The organism is Aeromonas rivuli (genome assembly GCF_000820045.1).
GTDB classification, from domain to species: domain Bacteria; phylum Pseudomonadota; class Gammaproteobacteria; order Enterobacterales; family Aeromonadaceae; genus Aeromonas; species Aeromonas rivuli.
Map to the genome: position 1 here is coordinate 178,451 of NZ_CDBJ01000054.1, position 16,051 is coordinate 194,501.

Annotated in this window: 17 protein-coding genes; 6 read left to right on the forward strand and 11 right to left on the reverse strand. The window is 57.8% G+C overall.

The annotated features are described in order from the left end of the window. Positions 1-459: 459 nt before the first annotated feature. Positions 460-795 (reverse strand): hypothetical protein, encoded by a 336-nt coding sequence (locus BN1130_RS22285; RefSeq protein ID WP_157014004.1) that lies wholly within the window; start codon positions 793-795, stop codon positions 460-462. Between the two features lie 139 nt (positions 796-934). On the opposite strand from BN1130_RS22285, the gene BN1130_RS22290 reads away from it, so the two are divergent. After that, positions 935-1,087 carry a hypothetical protein gene (locus BN1130_RS22290; RefSeq protein ID WP_157014005.1) on the forward strand — a complete coding sequence of 51 codons (153 nt, stop codon included), beginning with the start codon at positions 935-937 and terminating at the stop codon, positions 1,085-1,087. Positions 1,088-1,166: 79 nt separating this feature from the next. Here BN1130_RS22290 and BN1130_RS12985 read toward each other — a convergent pair whose 3' ends face one another. From BN1130_RS12985 to BN1130_RS12995, 3 genes are all read right to left on the reverse strand, one after another. Further along, positions 1,167-1,379 carry a hypothetical protein gene (locus BN1130_RS12985; RefSeq protein ID WP_042042474.1) on the reverse strand — a complete coding sequence of 71 codons (213 nt, stop codon included), beginning with the start codon at positions 1,377-1,379 and terminating at the stop codon, positions 1,167-1,169. 403 nt (positions 1,380-1,782) lie between these two features. After that, positions 1,783-3,039: a tyrosine-type recombinase/integrase gene (locus BN1130_RS12990; RefSeq protein WP_042042513.1), complete on the reverse strand. Its 1,257-nt coding sequence runs from the start codon at positions 3,037-3,039 to the stop codon at positions 1,783-1,785. A 496-nt stretch (positions 3,040-3,535) separates the two neighbouring features. Then, positions 3,536-3,826 carry a YebG family protein gene (locus tag BN1130_RS12995; RefSeq protein WP_042042475.1) on the reverse strand — a complete coding sequence of 97 codons (291 nt, stop codon included), beginning with the start codon at positions 3,824-3,826 and terminating at the stop codon, positions 3,536-3,538. 32 nt (positions 3,827-3,858) lie between these two features. Here BN1130_RS12995 and BN1130_RS22295 point away from each other — a divergent pair, with 32 nt between their 5' ends. The 5 genes from BN1130_RS22295 to rsmF all read left to right on the forward strand — a co-directional run bounded on the left by BN1130_RS22295 (position 3,859) and on the right by rsmF (position 9,741). Continuing rightward, the gene (locus BN1130_RS22295; protein ID WP_157014007.1) at positions 3,859-4,182 is read left to right on the forward strand and encodes a hypothetical protein; all 324 of its coding nucleotides are present in this window, start codon (positions 3,859-3,861) and stop codon (positions 4,180-4,182) included. Between the two features lie 63 nt (positions 4,183-4,245). Further along, complete coding sequence (locus tag BN1130_RS13000) at positions 4,246-4,884, forward strand: paraquat-inducible protein A (RefSeq protein WP_042042476.1); 639 nt, start codon at positions 4,246-4,248, stop codon at positions 4,882-4,884. 45 nt (positions 4,885-4,929) lie between these two features. Then, entirely contained in the window at positions 4,930-5,532 is a 603-nt protein-coding gene (locus tag BN1130_RS13005) for a paraquat-inducible protein A (RefSeq protein WP_042042477.1), read from the forward strand. A 51-nt stretch (positions 5,533-5,583) separates the two neighbouring features. Next, positions 5,584-8,136, forward strand: coding sequence for an MlaD family protein (locus tag BN1130_RS13010; RefSeq protein WP_042042478.1), 2,553 nt, complete (start codon positions 5,584-5,586; stop codon positions 8,134-8,136). Positions 8,137-8,304: 168 nt separating this feature from the next. Beyond that, positions 8,305-9,741 carry a 16S rRNA (cytosine(1407)-C(5))-methyltransferase RsmF gene (rsmF, locus tag BN1130_RS13015; RefSeq protein ID WP_042042480.1) on the forward strand — a complete coding sequence of 479 codons (1,437 nt, stop codon included), beginning with the start codon at positions 8,305-8,307 and terminating at the stop codon, positions 9,739-9,741. 204 nt (positions 9,742-9,945) lie between these two features. Here the strand turns inward: rsmF and BN1130_RS13020 are convergent, their stop codons facing one another. The 7 genes from BN1130_RS13020 to pabC form a co-directional block, all read right to left on the reverse strand. Next, positions 9,946-10,230 carry a RepB family protein gene (locus tag BN1130_RS13020; RefSeq protein ID WP_042042481.1) on the reverse strand — a complete coding sequence of 95 codons (285 nt, stop codon included), beginning with the start codon at positions 10,228-10,230 and terminating at the stop codon, positions 9,946-9,948. A 283-nt stretch (positions 10,231-10,513) separates the two neighbouring features. Continuing rightward, positions 10,514-11,455, reverse strand: coding sequence for a site-specific integrase (locus tag BN1130_RS13025; RefSeq protein ID WP_042042514.1), 942 nt, complete (start codon positions 11,453-11,455; stop codon positions 10,514-10,516). 427 nt (positions 11,456-11,882) lie between these two features. Next, positions 11,883-12,662, reverse strand: coding sequence for a TatD family hydrolase (locus tag BN1130_RS13030; protein ID WP_042042483.1), 780 nt, complete (start codon positions 12,660-12,662; stop codon positions 11,883-11,885). A gap of 16 nt (positions 12,663-12,678) precedes the next feature. Next, positions 12,679-13,626 carry a DNA polymerase III subunit delta' gene (holB, locus tag BN1130_RS13035; RefSeq protein ID WP_042042484.1) on the reverse strand — a complete coding sequence of 316 codons (948 nt, stop codon included), beginning with the start codon at positions 13,624-13,626 and terminating at the stop codon, positions 12,679-12,681. Continuing rightward, positions 13,611-14,237 carry a dTMP kinase gene (gene tmk, locus BN1130_RS13040; RefSeq protein ID WP_042042485.1) on the reverse strand — a complete coding sequence of 209 codons (627 nt, stop codon included), beginning with the start codon at positions 14,235-14,237 and terminating at the stop codon, positions 13,611-13,613. The genes holB and tmk overlap by 16 nt, the downstream gene beginning before the upstream one ends. Beyond that, positions 14,237-15,238, reverse strand: a complete 1,002-nt coding sequence (mltG, locus tag BN1130_RS13045) for an endolytic transglycosylase MltG (RefSeq protein ID WP_042042488.1) — start codon at positions 15,236-15,238, stop codon at positions 14,237-14,239. Before mltG ends, tmk begins: the two co-directional genes overlap by 1 nt. Beyond that, the gene (gene pabC / locus BN1130_RS13050; RefSeq protein WP_042042489.1) at positions 15,228-16,034 is read right to left on the reverse strand and encodes an aminodeoxychorismate lyase; all 807 of its coding nucleotides are present in this window, start codon (positions 16,032-16,034) and stop codon (positions 15,228-15,230) included. Before pabC ends, mltG begins: the two co-directional genes overlap by 11 nt. Positions 16,035-16,051 lie beyond the last annotated feature (17 nt).

Genomic DNA, 16,051 nt, shown 5'->3' on the forward strand with positions numbered 1-16,051 from the left:
AGTTTGGTTCCTGTCAATGAAGGGCTCATCGTCGCAACCAACAAGAGCACCATCAGATTTACGAATTTGGCTAACGCATGTCTCATGTTGCTTAAACCAGTGAGTATCAGTCTCGTAATATACGAAATAGATTTGCCCTGCATTAAAGCGATATGTGGTCTTAAGGCATTCAAGATAGACAGAACAAGCGCGACCCATAATTAACCTCCGCTCATCTATTTATGGTAACAGTTACCGTAAATAGATTATGGGTCACAGTTACTATTAATGCAAGGGAATATGGTAACAGTTACTAAAAAGATTTCGCATAATGCGGGTTATATTAAACGCCCCCGTTGGGGCCGCCTGCTGCTGCGCAACTTAGCAGGCGGGCAGCGCTAAACATAACCACAGGACATTATGCGAAGTCTGGTTGAGGGGTATGACAAAGGGGCCGGAGGCCCCCTAGATGGTTGATCTTCACGCTTTCACAACGCTCAGGCGGTAGTCATTGGGTTCTTCAGTCGCTGATTCACTCACAACAACATTCAGATCACGAATGACTGAACCATTGCGGGTCACTCTTAATTGCACAATTGTCTTGTCACGGATGGCGTTGTGCAAAGCCTGATTGAACCGAGAGCCTGGCTGTGCGTCTAGCTGTGTAAACGTAAAAACGTGCGTATGGTCTGGGTATCGTGTGCGATTTATCACAGTTGTGGAGCGATATTCAACAAGCCCGAAACGGCTGACATCAAACGCTTCTGGTAACAAAAATGTCAGCTTAGAGTCTCGTTCGGTATAGTTGGTAGTCATGGAAATATCCTTGGGTTAAAGCATTGTTGTGGGCAAGGTTTGCCGCACAACCAGACGAGGACAACAAACACAATGCGTTCCTCTCTCACTAATACATGGCGCACTAAAAGGTGCACTCATTTTTTAAACAGGAGATTACATGTCAATCGAGAGCTGGCTTAGGATTGCAGCAGCCATAGCAACAGTCATCACAATCGCAATGAAGCTCTACCTTTGGCACCAGAAAAAGAAGATCCGGAAGTTGGAAGAAATGCTGGAGAACAAAAAGAAGGACTTGAAGACCCCCCCCTGACATCGGAAAATGAAACAAGGGGCTGTGGTAGCCCCTCGATTTTTAACGCCGATAACTGGATTTATCGGCATCAACGGAGCTATTTCTTATCGATATTGTTCGACTTGGCCCCATCAGGGTTTGCTCGGGCGTAATCGATCCCATCACGCTCGTAATTGTGAAAATCAGGATGTTTCCCTTGCTCAATCTCCCTAGTCAGCTCCCTGCGAGATACAACCCCTCGCCCAGGAATCGTGTAGGTTTGGTTTTCACCGTTCGGGCCATCCCCATTACCGCGAATATTCTTGGCCATATGTATCTCCTATCCGAGCCAGATGCTCCATACGGATATTGGGATTGCTGTTCATAAAACAACCCCTTAATAACAAAAATCTACAAGGTAAAAGATAACCCCCCTGCCCTGTGGCTGAGTTGAACATGTGAGGATTGAATTCCCCCCCGTATTACTTCCCGGGGGGCTTAGACCTGTGCGGCGCTGTGGCGCTCCCCCTTCCCCAGTCATCGAAACCCTTGAGCCTATTTTTCAGGGTAAAGGATGGAGGTGGCTACTCTTCCCTGCCACGGCTCGTCTAAACCGAATACCGCTCAGCCGGACATCTCTGTTCGCCCTACCCATCTCATCATCTGCACTCATGGCATCATGCTCTGCAGTATCCATTGCTTGAAATGGTTATCTCTCACGGCTGTGTGCATCCCTACTTGTCACCTTGCAGGCGGTCGAGCTGCTTGCTCACCGCGCTCTCATGGCGCTCACTGTTGGCGGTATGCAAATATTTGGAGGTGGTATCTATGCTGTCGTGGCCCGCGTCGGCTTGCACATGGGAGAGAGGCCGTCCATTGAGATTGATGTCATGGGTGATGCCGGTATGGCGAATGGAGTGCGCGGTCAGTACGCGCATTTCGGCGCTATCTTGGGCAAACCCATCATTTTCGGCCAAGTCGGCCGCCGCGCCTATGAGTGCATCGACCAGATCGCGCAGCTGGCGAATGCCGAGGTTGGCATTGAGCTCGCCCTGTTCGCGGCCATGGGCGGCGGCCTTGTGGCGCACAAAGAGCGGTATCTGCTCGTCGGGAGTGGGCAGAGGGCTCAGGCCCAGGAAGCGCCGATAGCGAGTCAGAGCCTCAAGCAGTGCCTGGGAGACGGCCACGGTGCGCCGTTTTCCACCCTTGCTGCGGGGAATAAAGTAACCCCAGACCCCCGTCTTGGTATCCCGTCGAAACTGGCTCATGACCGGGGTGAAGCCGGGCCGGGCCGCGACTTCAGAAATTCGCAGATAGCAGGCATACATCAGGCAGATCAGAAAGCGGGTCCGTTCGTGTTGATCGGGCTGCTCTTGGGCCAATTTATCGACGGCCTGCATCACATAGGACCATTGCAACTCGCTGAATGCCTGAGCCTGCTCGCCAGCATCGCAGGATGTGGGACGCTTGACCCGCTGCAGCAGCAGGGCCGGATTTCTCTCCATGTACTCCTCCTGGATGAGGAACTGGAAGAAGGCCGACAGGATGGCGAGTTTGGTCTTCATGGCCTGCTCGCTCAGGCGGTAAGGCAACTCGCGGCCCAGTTCACGTTTACCGAGAAAGGGGCGCCATTGAGGATTGGGCAACCGCTCCCCCCACTCCTTGTCGCTGACAAACTGCGCCACATTGCGATAGGCGATCAGGGCTTGGGGCGGCGCCTGACAGTAGTCGAGATAGCGCATCATGATGCGGCGGGTCAGATCCTTCGGACTGACGGCAAGCTCGCTGAAGCACCAGTGCAGGAAGGTGGTGAGCTCGCTGCGATAGGTCTTGTAGTTGTTTTCACTGTGACGCTGTTCGAGCAGCCAGTCGACGGCAAGCTCGTAGACGAGGCCCGCATCTGGCACCTGATTGAGACTGAGCTGAGCCAGGTGGAGATTTACCTGGGCATTACCCGCCTCCAGATAGGCGAGCCCGTCGAACAGGGGCATGGCGGGCGGGAGTGGGATCGGTATCTGCATGTCTTTGCCTGAATGAAGCGGAAATACAACCAACCCTCGCTGAACAGCCGCTTCTGCGAAACAGAGTGCCACTGATATGCAACTTGGTGATTATAAATGCGCTTTGGTTAGAAAATTCTCGGGGTAAATAGCTTTAAAAATGATGATAAATGCAATGGTGTGCATATTCACGGTTGCGAATGGGCGGACTGGCTGCCACAGGACGGCCGCGTGCTGATCGTCATGGGTGAGCGGCCTGGTTCGGCGGCATGAGGGAGGGCGCTCCCGGCCTGGCCGAAGGGTGGCTCAGTGTTTACTGCTCGCCACCGGTGACTCTCCCGCCGGTTGGCTACTGGGTGTGACATGGCAGCGTGTCAAATGAGTGAGTCATTAAGCGGCAGGGGCGTTAAGCAAAAGAGAGAGGAAGCGGGCCGCTTCTCGAGCGGGTAGCGGGGGACAAGATGAGCATCCCCCTCCCCCCATCCTGTCAGGCGACGCTCTTGAGCGGCTTCTCCTTGCTCTTCTCCTCTTTCGTCACGACTGGCTGGGCCTTGCCGCCGCGCAATATGTTCTGCAGTAGATCTCGCTGTTCGGCCAGGTAGAAAGCCAGACTCTCCTGCTGGGCGGTATCGAGTGCAATCGGTGCGCCCCCCAGCAGTGACATCAGCTCGTCCGCGGTATCGAGCAGCTTGTCATAGGCATCGGCCTCCTTCTTGCTGGCAAAGGTCATCTTCTCTACTCCCCCACGTGTGACAACGTATTTGATCTCAACGGCCATGCTCTTCTCCTCATCGATGGTAGGGAAAGTATATGTATGAATATACAGTGGTGCAACATGACTTTCCAAAAGCGCCTTCATTGAGTCAATGGGGGGAAAGCCTGGATTCAAAAGCCCCTCTCCTGCACCGGTTCAGCCGACGTAAAGCGTCAACGGCATCTGTCCACCAGCAAGGAGAGGTGAACCGCAGCGTCGTGGGGTTGGCCATGGGCGACAGCTCAACATTATTGGGGCTGGCAAGAAGCTCTCGGCCGAAGGGATGGGCTGGCTATCATGGCTCCTTTCCTGTGTTGGCTTCGATTATCTGCGGAGCCCTGTGGGCTGACCTTGATGGTACTTTCGTGGCACTGATGTGACAGGCAAGACAGCAACCCGGTTTTAGGGTAAATTTCACCAACTCCTTCAACAGGTTAAAACGTATGTCGGATCCCAATAACCTGATCGTCTGTCCGGCCTGTGACTTACTGATCGAACGTAAGTTATTGCCGCTGCGCCGTCACGCCCATTGCCCCCGTTGCCATCAGCATCTGTATGGTCGCTATGCGTTTCGTCCCTCCCAGTTGATGGCGCTTAGCATCACAGGGTTGCTGCTGCTGCCCTCGGCATTTTTCGAACCCCTGCTCTATTTGCGACTCGCTGGCGAAAACTCCCAGGCGACCCTGCTGCGGGGCATTCATATGCTCTGGCAGGCCAATGAGTATCTGGTCGCATCCCTGGTGTTCTGGTGCGCTGTGCTGGCGCCGACCGGGCTGCTGGTCGGCATCTTTGCCCTCGCCTCCGGGCTGGCCACACGGCTTGGCACCATTTCCCCGACCCTCAAAGCGGTGGCGGTGTTTCGTCACTGGGCCATGCTGGAGGTCTACCTGGTCAGCCTGTTGGTGGCGTTGTTCAAGCTGATCGACATCGCGGATGTGCGCCTGGGCGGTGGCCTGCTCAGCCTGTTTATCCTGATGTTGCTCAACATGACGCTGCTGATCCTGTTCAATCCCGCCCCTTACTGGGAAAAAGTCGAGCTCGATAAGCCCCGCACTGAGGTCAAGCATGATGGGGAGCCTTGAATCCGTGGGCATGCCTGCCAGGCAGTTTTGTGCCGAGGGGGAGCGATGACCAGCGCCCGTGAACTCGGCATGTGCCGCTGCCACCACTGCGGATTGCTGGTGCGCTTCGAGGCGGGTCATCTCTGCCCCCGTTGCCACAGTGCCCTGCATGTGCGTACCCCGCACTCCCTGCTCTGGTCATGGGGATTGCTGGCCCTGGCGACCTTTATGCTGTTGCCGGCCAACCTCCTGCCCATTACCCACTTCTACAATAAGGGGTTATTGCAATCGGACACCATTTTCAGCGGTATCATGGCCCTCTATCGCAGTAAGATGTCCGGCATCGCCACCATAGTGCTCACCGCCAGCATCATCGTGCCCATCATGAAGATCCTGGGGCTGGGCTGGATCTGCTGGCAATTGCAGCGCAAGAAGCCGGTGCGCCGTCGTCGTCAATTGGTGATGTATCGCATCATCGATTTCATTGGCCGCTGGTCCATGCTGGACTTGTTTGTCATCTCGCTCATGGTTGCCCTGGTCGATCGCGGCGTGCTGCTCAATGTGCGGGCAGGCCCGGGGGCCACCGCCTTTGCCTGTGTTGTCTTGCTCACTATGTTGTCGGCCCGCATGCTGGATACCCGGCTGCTGTGGGACAAGGCGGCGCGTTGATGGGTCAGTTTTTCGTTGGATGGTCGTCATTGCGGCCCATAAGGAGTCGGTATGGTCGGGGCTGAACCCGTCATCAAGAAACATCGCTGGTTATCACCGGTCTGGTTGCTCCCCTTCATCGCGCTCTTGCTGGCGGGGGGATTTCTCTATCAGCAGTATCAGAGCAGTGGTCAGCTCATCCGTGTCAACTTTGAGCAGGGCAACGGTATCTTGCCGGGCAAAACCCAACTGCGTTATCAAGGGGTCGCCATTGGCGTCGTGCAGGAGCTGGCCCTGGCCGAGGATGGCCGCAAGATAACGGTGCTTGCCAAAATCGACAGCCGGGCACGGGAGCTGATGCGCAAAGGCACCGGCTTCTGGCTGGTGAGCCCCAAGGCGTCACTGACCGAGATCTCGGGACTCGATACCCTGGTATCGGGCAATTACATCAATGTCATGCCGGGCAAGGAGAGCAATCCTCCCGATGACGAGTTCGATGCCCTCGACGGCCCTCCCCCGGGCTATCAGGCTCAGGGACGCACCCTGCACCTGAGCGCCGATTCCCTCGGTTCAGTCGGCATTGGTGCCAAGCTCTATTTCCGCGGTCTGGAAGTGGGCAGCGTCATCAATACCCGCCTCGATGAGGGAGACAAGCAGGTTGTGCTGGATGTGGTCATCGAGCCGCGCTTCGAGCACCTGATCAAGGCCGATACCCGTTTCTGGAACATCAGTGGCATCAAGGGCAACTTCAGCCTGGCTGGCGTCAGTGTCGAGGCGGGCAGCCTCTCCTCCATCCTGAGTGGAGGCATTGCCTTCGACTCCCCCTCGGACTCCCCCCAGGCTGAGCGCGGTCAGACTTTCAGTCTCTACAAGGGGCTGGCCGAGGCGGCCCGGGGCGAGCGCATCACCTTGTCGGTGGGCGATCTGCCGGTCAAAGAGGGGATGCCCATCCTCTATGAGGGAATAGAGATTGGCCGAGTCGATCCCATTCGTCTGACCGATCATGGTCGGGAGGTCAGCGCCCTGATAAGCCCGGAGCAGGCGTTTCGCATCACTCAGTCCAGCCGACTGGTGTGGGAGAGCGTCAATCTGTCACTGGCAGGGCTTGAACATGGTGACCGCCTGCTGGCGGGCCCGGCCATCCGCCTCGATTATGTGGCAGGTCCCAGGGCCAGGACCTTGCTATTGAGCGCCGAGAAGGCGGCCAGTGGCCAGGCGCTGACCCTCAAAACGGATGACTTGTCCGGTCTGAGCGAAGGGGCTCCCGTCTGGTACAAGGGGTTGACGGTGGGCAACATTCGCACCCTCACCCTGGATGCCAGCGGCAATGCCCAAGTCAAACTGACCATAGAGGAGCCATACAAGGGGCTGCTCAATCGTGCCCGTTTCTACCGGGCCGCGCCCTTGCAGATCCAGGCCGATCTCAGTGGCATCAAGGTGGAGACCAGCCCAGCTGCCAGCTGGCTCGCCGGCGGTATCAAGCTGGTACAGGCGAGTCAGGGACCGCGCATTGATCTGCTCTATCCGGATGAGCAACTGGCTCTGCTCGGCTCACCCAAGGCCAAGGCCAAGACCTGGTGGTTGACGGCCAGCCAGGCCGATGGCCTCTCCCTCGGCACCCCTGTGCTCTATCTGGGGTTGCAGGCGGGCAAGGTGAGTCAGCTCAAGGTCCGTGAGGGCGAGGTGCGCATAGGCCTTGAGATAGACGCCATCTATGCCCCCCTCATCGGCAACCAGACCCAGTTCTGGAAAAAAGCGGCCATCGACACCCATATCGGCCTGGATGGCGTGCGGATCAAGGCGGGCAATTTGGCCACCCTGCTGCGTGGCGGCATAGAGTTTGCGAACTCTCCCGCAACTCGTGGCAATGGCCAGCTGTTTGAAGACAGGGAGCAGGCTCAGGCCCTGGTGCGCCCCCTCGCCCTGATAGCCGATCGCAATCCCGGGCTCGGGGCTGGCTCCGCCATTCGCTATCGCGGGGTCAACATCGGCAAAATTGCCTCGGTCAAATTGGATCCGGCCCTGGGCAAGGTCATTTTCCAGGCTCAGCTCGAGGCACAGTATGCCGACCGCTTCCTGCAATCTGGCGCCAGCTTTACCCTGGTGCAGGCCAAGTTGGGCTTTGGTGGCGTGGCCAATCTCGATACCCTGGTGAAGGGATCCTTTATCGAAGCGGCGCCAGGCCAGGGAGCGAACAAGCAGAGCTTCCCCCTGAATGAGTCCCTGCAATCCGGCCTGATGTTGACCCTCAAGAGCCCGGCCCTCAATGGCTTGGCGGTTGGCAGCCCGCTGCTGTTTCGCAAGATGGTGGTCGGCAGCGTGAGCCAGGTGGCACTCGCCCCCGATGGTAGCGAGGTCAGGGTCAAGGTGCAGGTCGAGCCGGAATACGCCTATCTGGTGCGGGAAAACAGCCGTTTCTGGAATGTGTCCGGGGTCAAGGCTGACATAGGGCTGACCGGTGGCAGCATCCAGGTGGAGACCCTGCAGAGCCTGGTGGCGGGCGGCATTGCCTTCACGACCCCCGAGAAGAACGTGGGGGCTCGCGTGCGCAGCGGCCAGAGCTTCCCTCTCTATGAAAAGGCCGATGAAGAGTGGCTAGGCTGGAGCCCCCGCCTCCTGCCCTGATCGGCGATCAGGATCCAAGCCCGGCCCCAGTGCCGGGCTTTTTATTGGCGGTCTGCGGGTAGCCCTGATCGCCGAGATGATAGCATCGCCGTCATGGCGCTGCCGTTCGGTTGCAGCCATGACTTGTGCTATGATGTCGCCCCTGTTTTTGGGCCAGCGAGATGCCAAGTGCACGACAATACCCTACTTCCTGACGCGTTTTTGACTCACATTGCCGCCATCATGCCCGAACATCTCTCCATGGATGAGTTCGTGGCGAGCTGCCGCCGGCCACTGCGCCGCAGCATTCGGGTCAATACCCTCAAGATCACGGTAGATGCCTTCATGATCCGCATGCAGGGCCGTGGCTGGTTGCTCGAACCCGTCCCCTGGTGCGAGACAGGCTTCTGGCTGACCCGCCCCGATGAAGACACCGTGCCCCTGGGTAACACGGCCGAACACTTGCTCGGACTCTTCTATATCCAGGAGGCGAGCTCCATGTTGCCGGTAACGGCACTCTTTGCGGCGGCCGGTGTGAAGGAGGCGGAGTTGCTGCTCGACGCGGCGGCGGCCCCCGGCTCCAAGAGTACCCAGATATCGGCGCTGATGGAGAACCGGGGCATGTTGGTGGCCAATGAGTTTTCCAGCAGCCGGGTCAAGGTGCTGGCCGCCAATGTTCAGCGCTGCGGGGTGAGCAACATCGGGCTCAGCCACTTCGATGCCAAGGTATTCGGTCAGTGGTTGCCGGAGACCTTCGACGCCATCTTGCTCGATGCCCCCTGCTCGGGGGAAGGCACGGTGCGCAAGGACGATCAGGCGTTTCGCAATTGGAGTCTGGCCAGCATCAACGACATTGCCGAGGTGCAACGAACCCTGCTCGAGAGTGCCTTCCATGCCTTGAAACCAGGGGGCGTCATTGTCTACTCCACCTGTACCCTCAGCCATGAAGAGAATCAGGATATCTGCCGTTTCATGAGCGAGCGCTTCGGGGATGCCCTGAGCGTTGAATCGCTGGCGGATCTTTTCCCCGGCGCAGAGCAGGCCACCACCGCCGAGGGGTACCTGCATGTCTGGCCACAAATATATGATAGTGAAGGATTTTTCGTTGCCAGATTGCGCAAGCATCACTCGGTCGCCAACCCCATGTTCAAGCCGGGCCGTCTGGGCAAGTTCCCGTTCACGCCCATGGACAGCCGGGATGCCGAGACCTTGATCGCCGAACTGGACCGCGATTATGGCCTGATCCCACAGGGGAGCCTGTTCGTGCGCGATGACGAAATATGGCTGTTCCCCCTGCCCTTCGCTCCCCGGCTGATGAACAAGATCAGGCTGGATCGCATCGGCCTCAAGTTGGCGCAGACCCATAAGAAGGGATATCGACTGACTCATGAATGGGCCCTGGCCCAGGGACATCTGGCCCGCAAGGGGTGGGTCGAGCTCGACAGCGAACAGGCGCGGGAGTTCATGATGGGCCGGGATCTGCATCCGGATGGCGAGAGCGGCCAGGGTGAAGTGATCCTGAGGTATCAGGGTTATGCCCTGGGACTGGGCAAGTGGGTCGGCAGCCGCATCAAGAATGCCCTGCCCCGAGACCTGGTGCGTGACACAAACCTGTTTGAGTCTTAAAAACCTACACACTGGTTGAAAGTTTTTCCAGATCTTGCAAAGCCATCTGCCTTGGCTACGCTTTATTTTATCTGCGACCAGTTAGCGCACGGCTCTGCAAAGAGCCAATTCCCCTATGCCAGGTACATGGAATTCGTACCTGGCTCTTTTTATTCTGCCCTTTGATATCTGCCAATCACCCCGATACTTATTTTTATCATCCCCTCAAGCCGACTCGGGTTCACACTCGGCCAGCTCGGCATGGGGCATCTCGGCCGACACGGGGGCTGACTCATGTTGATAGAGCAGATCGATCGCCTGCTCTATCAGTGAGGCTTGATTGTCTTCGAGGCGCACACCGAGTTCGGCCAGCCTGTCCGCATGACGTTGACTGATCCAGCATTGCAGGCGGCTATGGGTCTCCTGCTTTCGCTTCACATGTTGACGCTGACGCTGGGCATTATCCAGGGGCTCAGCCTGCTTATCCTGGTGATTCACTGGTGTGGTCATGGGTAGGTTTAAACTCCAAAAATGTAAATGTTATCTCTCACTTACGGCTATTGCTCTCCGGTGATCGTGCCAATGCATGGAGAGGCGTGGCCGGACCTCAATCCGGGAGCTGCAATTTCTTTGCCTGGGTTTCAGATAGTAAGGGCTATGGGGATCAGAGAAAAGTACCGATGGAAAATGTGGGTTGCCCCATGGACTCCCCTGCCAGATGCCGTTGCAACAATCTTACCATCACTGGTTATTTAACATAACAAATGGCGTCACGAAGTGACCATGTAAAGATTCAGAGCAACCCTTGCAGGGCATGATCAGAGAACTTGTTGGCATCGTCGAAGTACTCCTGCAGGGTGCGCATGTCCTTGTGCCTGGTGACCTCAATGATCTTGTTCATGGGTTTGCCCGCGGTGACGGCAGAGGTGATAAAACCCCGCCTCAGGCTGTGACCACTGACATAGAGATCATCGATGGCCATGCCGGTACGGCGCTTGATCATCAGATTGATGCCTTGCGGACCCAGTGGTTCCTGCATGAGCTGCCCCCAGCGAGTCATGCGCCGAAACAGTGCTCCCTGCTGGATACCACTCATCACCAGCCAGTGGCGCAAAGCCCTGACGGGGCAATATTGCTGACCCGGGATCAAGGCTATCTCGGTTTCGTGCAACTGATGTTTGCTGGGTTTGAGCCGCAGCCTCACCCCCTGACCGACGAAATCGAGATCGTCAACCTCTACCCTGGCCGCTTCCGAACGACGCAATGCCCCGCTGAACATCAGCAGCAGCAGGGTGTGATCCCGCAAACCGGCCAGGGTGTCTGTGTCGATGGCGTCCAGCACTTGTGCCAATGGTTGCAGGGTCAAGGCCCCGGTTTTGCGTTTTCGAGTATCCCCAAGCCGTACTATGCCGCGCATCATCTCCTTGATTTCGCTGTGTTCGGTCGGCATGGGCTCTATTTCCTTCTGACGAAAAGCATACCGAATACCGGCCAGCCGTCGAACCAGGGTCGCGGGTTTTCTCGGTTCACCATTACGCAGTTCTCCCCTGCCCCGCTCCTTGTCGAGCCAGACCCAGTGCGCCAATACGCCATCAGCCTGATCCGCCAGGAAGTTCATGATGTCCAGATGCGTCGTGGCCAGGGGATCCAGCCCCTGTAACTTGCACCAGTACACGAAGATGCGGGTGTCTGCCTGATAGGCGTTGAGGGTGGTTTCGGCCTTGGCGCTGCGCAGGAAGCGGCGTGCCCGACTGTTGAGCCGAGTATCGAAGACGGATTGTAATCCCTGGGGAGCTGCCGTTGGCAAAAGAGAAGAAGCCACTGATAACCATATGATTTCATGTGAAGTTTCAGGGATCTTACAGGATCTTCTCACATCATCAAGTATCGATAATGAATATTATCGATACTCATGGAAAGTCATTAATGAGGGCAACTCCGTGGCATCAATCAACCCCCGTTTCATCATTGATGCGACAAAGAAGTGGCTTTTGGTATATATCCGTTTTCCCCCTGATGGTCAGGGCGGTAGCACCTATTGACATTGGATTGCGAGATAGTTCAACAGAAAGTTAGAGATAACGGCCCGCTATTCTCTCTTCAATCTGTGACAATGTAGCGGGTATTTGAAGAAACAGGCCCCGATAGTTGGGGCCTGCTGGTCAGGCTTTTGCCAGGGAGAAAAGCGCGAAGAAGTTGCGACTGGTCACTTGGGCCAGTTCCAACAGGGGGATCTGGCGCAGGTCGGCAATAAACTGAGCCACCTCGACCACGAAGGCAGGTTCATTCTCCCTCCCCCTGTGCGGCACTGGCGCCAGATAGGGGGAATCCGTCTCGACCAATAACCGCTCAAGCGGCAGTGCCTTGACCACCTCTTGCAGAGCCGCCGCACTCTTGAAGGTCACTATCCCCGAGATGGAAATATAAAACCCCATGGCCATGGCGGCCTCGGCCATGTCAAGGGACTCGGTGAAGCAGTGCAGTACGCCGCCCACCGAGTCAGCCCCCTCTTCGCGCATGATCCGCAACGTATCATCCTGGGCATCACGGGTATGGATGATCAGCGGTTTATTGAGGGCGCGCGCGACGCGAATGTGCTCCCGAAAAGAGGCTTGCTGCACCTCTTTGTTCTCAGGGCTGTAAAAGTAATCGAGCCCCGTCTCGCCGATAGCAACCACCCGGGGATCCCTGGCCTGCTCTAGCAGCAAGGGGCCGTCGACGCCGGGATCCTGATTGAGGGGGTGCACGCCACAAGAGGCAAATATCTGTGGATAGGGTGCAATGGCTGCCAACATGCCGGGAAATTGCTGCTGGGTCACGCTGACACACAGAAAGTACCCCACTTGGCGGGCCGCTGCCTTGGCCAGCACATCGGCCAAGTCAGTCTGCTTGCTGCCATAGCTCAACCTGTCCAGGTGGCAATGGGAATCTACGAGTAACATCAATACTTTCCTCTGTTCACAGCCAATGGCTGAGCCAGTTCATCAAATGTATGGTCGGGTTGGATAACTGCCCCGGTTGACAGGCCGCTTTGAGTTCGACCAGTCGCTGCTCGGCATCGAGCAACTGTTCGCTGGAGTGGCGCTCGGCAAGCTCGTGACTGAGGGCGGCCAGATCCGGCATCGCCAGCTGCTGATGGCCACAGCCCCCCTGGGTCTTGAGCGCATCACACAGCAGCAGCTGTAACCAGTGCAACCTGACCTGGGTATCTTGGCCCAACTGGCTGCAGAGCCCGCTTATTCTGGTCGGCTCCTGTACGAGCTGCACGAAGCCGCCGAGCAACTCCTGGCGCGCCTTGTCCTGATCCTGCTCCAGGTAATGGAGTACCCGCAGCGGGGCACCCTGGCAGATCCGCACCTGGGCCAGGGTCCCTTGATGACCTTGCTCGGCCAGCCAGTTGAGGGTGACGGCTTCCGGGGGGATGTGGCAGACATGCTTGTGGCAACGGCTGCGAATGGTCGGCAGCAGGCGGGATACTTGCGAGGCAATCAACAGCAGCAAGCTGTCGCCGGCGGGTTCTTCCAGGGTTTTGAGCAAGGCATTGGCTGCCGCCTCCGTCATCCGCTCGGCATCGGGAATGATCACCACCTTGCCATGACCCAATTGTGCGGAGCGCTGCAACCTGGCACTTAACTCCCGAACCGCATCCACCCCAATGGTCTTGCTCTCGCTCGGCAGGGCCCCCAGATCCGGGTGATTACCCTTGTCGATCAGTTGGCAGGAGTGACAATGATCGCAGGGTTCGCCCCCTTGGGGTTGATGACACAAATGCAAGCGGGCCAGCCGATCCGCCAGCTGCTCCTTGCCAAGCCCGGCATCCCCTTGCAGCAACCAGGCATGACCCAACCGGCCAGCCTCGGCGCTCTGGCTCAGCGCCCGCCAATGGGGGATCAGCCAGGGATACATAGACGGGCATCCAGGGCCGCCTCGATAGAGGCTTTTACCTTGTCCGGGGTCTGGCTGGCATCGATCACCAAGATGCTGGGATCCTCGGCGGCCAGTTCCAGATAGCGAGCCCGGGTGCGCTCGAAGAAACCGATCTGCTCCAGTTCGATGCGGTCCAACTCGCCGCGATGGCGGGCTCGCTGCAGACCCAGAGCCGGATCTATGTCGAGGTAGAGGGTCAGGTCCGGCTTGAAGTCGCCGAGGACCGCCTGCTTGATGGCCTTGATGAGGCTTGCCGCGATGCCGCGGCCCCCGCCCTGGTAAGCCTGGGAGGAGAGATCGTGCCTGTCTCCCACCACCCAGATGCCATCGGCCAGGGCCGGCTTGATGCGCGTCTCGACCAGTTGCACCCGGGAGGCATACATCAGCAGCAACTCGGCTTCGATGGTCAGGCGCTCGTCATGGATCTCTTTGACAATGGCCCGCATCCGTTCGGCCAGCGGCGTACCGCCAGGCTCGCGGGTAGATTCGATCTGCCCTGCTCCGTGGCGCTTGAGGTAGTCGGTCACATAGCGGACGGCGGAGCTCTTGCCCGCCCCTTCCAGACCTTCGATCACGATAAATTTGGACATCAGGATTTCTTCAAAATGTATTGGCGAACCGCTTGATTATGCTCTTCGAGGCTCTTGGAGAAGTAATGGGCTCCGCCCCCCTTGGCGACGAAATAGAGATAGTCGCTCGCCTTGGGATTGAGGGCCGCCTCGATGGAGGCCTTGCCCGGCATGGCAATGGGGGTCGGTGGCAGGCCATCGATCACATAGGTGTTATAAGGATTCACATCGGTGAGATCGCTGCGGCGAATGTTGCCGTCATAGCGATCCTTGACCCCGTAGATCACCGTCGGATCGGTCTGCAACTTCATGCCAAGACGCAGCCGATTGACGAAGACGCCCGCTATTTCGGCCCGCTCTTCCGGTACCCCGGTCTCTTTTTCGATGATCGACGCCATGATCAAGGCCTCGTAAGGGGTCTTGTACGGCAGATTGGGCTGGCGTTTCTCCCAGGCATGTTGCAAGACAGCCTCCATGTCCTGGTGCGCGCGGCGCAGCACGGAGAGATCGCTGGCATGCACCGTATAGGCATAGGTTTCCGGCAGGAACCATCCCTCCAGTTTGCCATTGTCGATGCCGAGCTCATGGGCCAGCTCGGTCTCATCCTGCTCCAGGGTGACTCGTTCCAGATAGGGGGCGCTGGCGAGTTGCTTCTGCCAATCCTCGAAGCGGGAGCCTTCGACGAAGGTAAGGCTCAGGTGAAATTCTTTACCGGAGGCGAACAGGGAGAGGGTCTCCTTGAGGGACTCCCCTTCTTTGATCTCGTAGGTACCGGACTTGATGGCCACCAGTTCAGGGTGACCACGCAGCCAGAGCCGCAGTGCCCAGGGAGTGACCTCTCCCTCGGCCAGTTCGGTGATGAGACCGGCAGCATGGGAACCTTTCTCGACGGTATACAGCCTGGTTGGCCCCTTGTTGGTCAGGGTCTCCACCTGCTGCCATTTGTAATAGACGTAACCGCCAGCACATGCGGCGGTCAAGGCTGCTCCTGCGATCAGGGTGTAAAGCCGCTTAAACTTCAATTAGCAAACGCTCCTGTAAACGGCGCACTAACAGCGGTGCGCTGTACTCTTTATGTTCAATTCGGGTAATGGGGACCACGCCCATCAGGGTGTTGGTCAGCCAGACCTCTTCAGCCTGCCAGAGGGATTCCAGCGGTGCTTCGACAATGCGCAGTTCCACGCCCATCTTGCGCAGGGCCGCCATCACCAGGCGACGCATGATGCCATCGACCCCTCCATGACTGAGATCCGGTGTGAACACCGTCATGCCACGGCGCCAGAACAGATTGGCACTGACACCCTCAACCAGAAATCCCCGGCAATTCAATACTATTCCTTCGACCGCGCCTTGCTTGGCAAGTTCGCTCTTGAGCAACACTTGTTCCAGACGGTTGAGGGTCTTGAGCCCCGCCAACATCGGGCTGTCGCCGATCCGCTGCTGGCAGACGCCGATGGCGATCCCTTGCTGCTGCCAGCCTGCATAGTGGTCAGGATAGGGGGACAGCGAGAGGATACGGGTGGTCTGATGGCAATCGGTGCCATCGTAACCTCGCCCTCCTACGCCCCGGGTCAGCACTACCTTGGCGACCCCAAGGGCTTGATCGGCGATCAGGGTGTCGAGTTCTGCCGCAAGCTGGTGCCAATCAGGGGCGGTGATGGCTAGCCGTTCACAACCTTGCTGCAACCGGGCCAGGTGCTCGGGCCAGGCCAACGCCCTGCCCTCCCGGATCAGCAGAGTCGTAAAGTGACCATCCCCATAGGCCAGACCCCGATCCCGGGCCGATATTAACGTGTCGGACACACCATTGATGAGCAAGCGGGATCCCTCCGATA

Bases quoted from the DNA above. Each gene is read 5' to 3' on its own strand.
- BN1130_RS22285 (WP_157014004.1), bottom strand. From the start codon at position 795: ATGACTACCAACTATACCGAACGAGACTCTAAGCTGACATTTTTGTTA.
- BN1130_RS22290 (WP_157014005.1), top strand. From the start codon at position 935: ATGTCAATCGAGAGCTGGCTTAGGATTGCAGCAGCCATAGCAACAGTC.
- BN1130_RS12985 (WP_042042474.1), bottom strand. From the start codon at position 1,379: ATGGCCAAGAATATTCGCGGTAATGGGGATGGCCCGAACGGTGAAAAC.
- BN1130_RS12990 (WP_042042513.1), bottom strand. From the start codon at position 3,039: ATGCCCCTGTTCGACGGGCTCGCCTATCTGGAGGCGGGTAATGCCCAG.
- BN1130_RS12995 (WP_042042475.1), bottom strand. From the start codon at position 3,826: ATGGCCGTTGAGATCAAATACGTTGTCACACGTGGGGGAGTAGAGAAG.
- BN1130_RS22295 (WP_157014007.1), top strand. From the start codon at position 3,859: ATGTATGAATATACAGTGGTGCAACATGACTTTCCAAAAGCGCCTTCA.
- BN1130_RS13000 (WP_042042476.1), top strand. From the start codon at position 4,246: ATGTCGGATCCCAATAACCTGATCGTCTGTCCGGCCTGTGACTTACTG.
- BN1130_RS13005 (WP_042042477.1), top strand. From the start codon at position 4,930: ATGACCAGCGCCCGTGAACTCGGCATGTGCCGCTGCCACCACTGCGGA.
- BN1130_RS13010 (WP_042042478.1), top strand. From the start codon at position 5,584: ATGGTCGGGGCTGAACCCGTCATCAAGAAACATCGCTGGTTATCACCG.
- BN1130_RS13020 (WP_042042481.1), bottom strand. From the start codon at position 10,230: ATGACCACACCAGTGAATCACCAGGATAAGCAGGCTGAGCCCCTGGAT.
- BN1130_RS13030 (WP_042042483.1), bottom strand. From the start codon at position 12,662: ATGTTACTCGTAGATTCCCATTGCCACCTGGACAGGTTGAGCTATGGC.
- holB (WP_042042484.1), bottom strand. From the start codon at position 13,626: ATGTATCCCTGGCTGATCCCCCATTGGCGGGCGCTGAGCCAGAGCGCC.
- tmk (WP_042042485.1), bottom strand. From the start codon at position 14,237: ATGTCCAAATTTATCGTGATCGAAGGTCTGGAAGGGGCGGGCAAGAGC.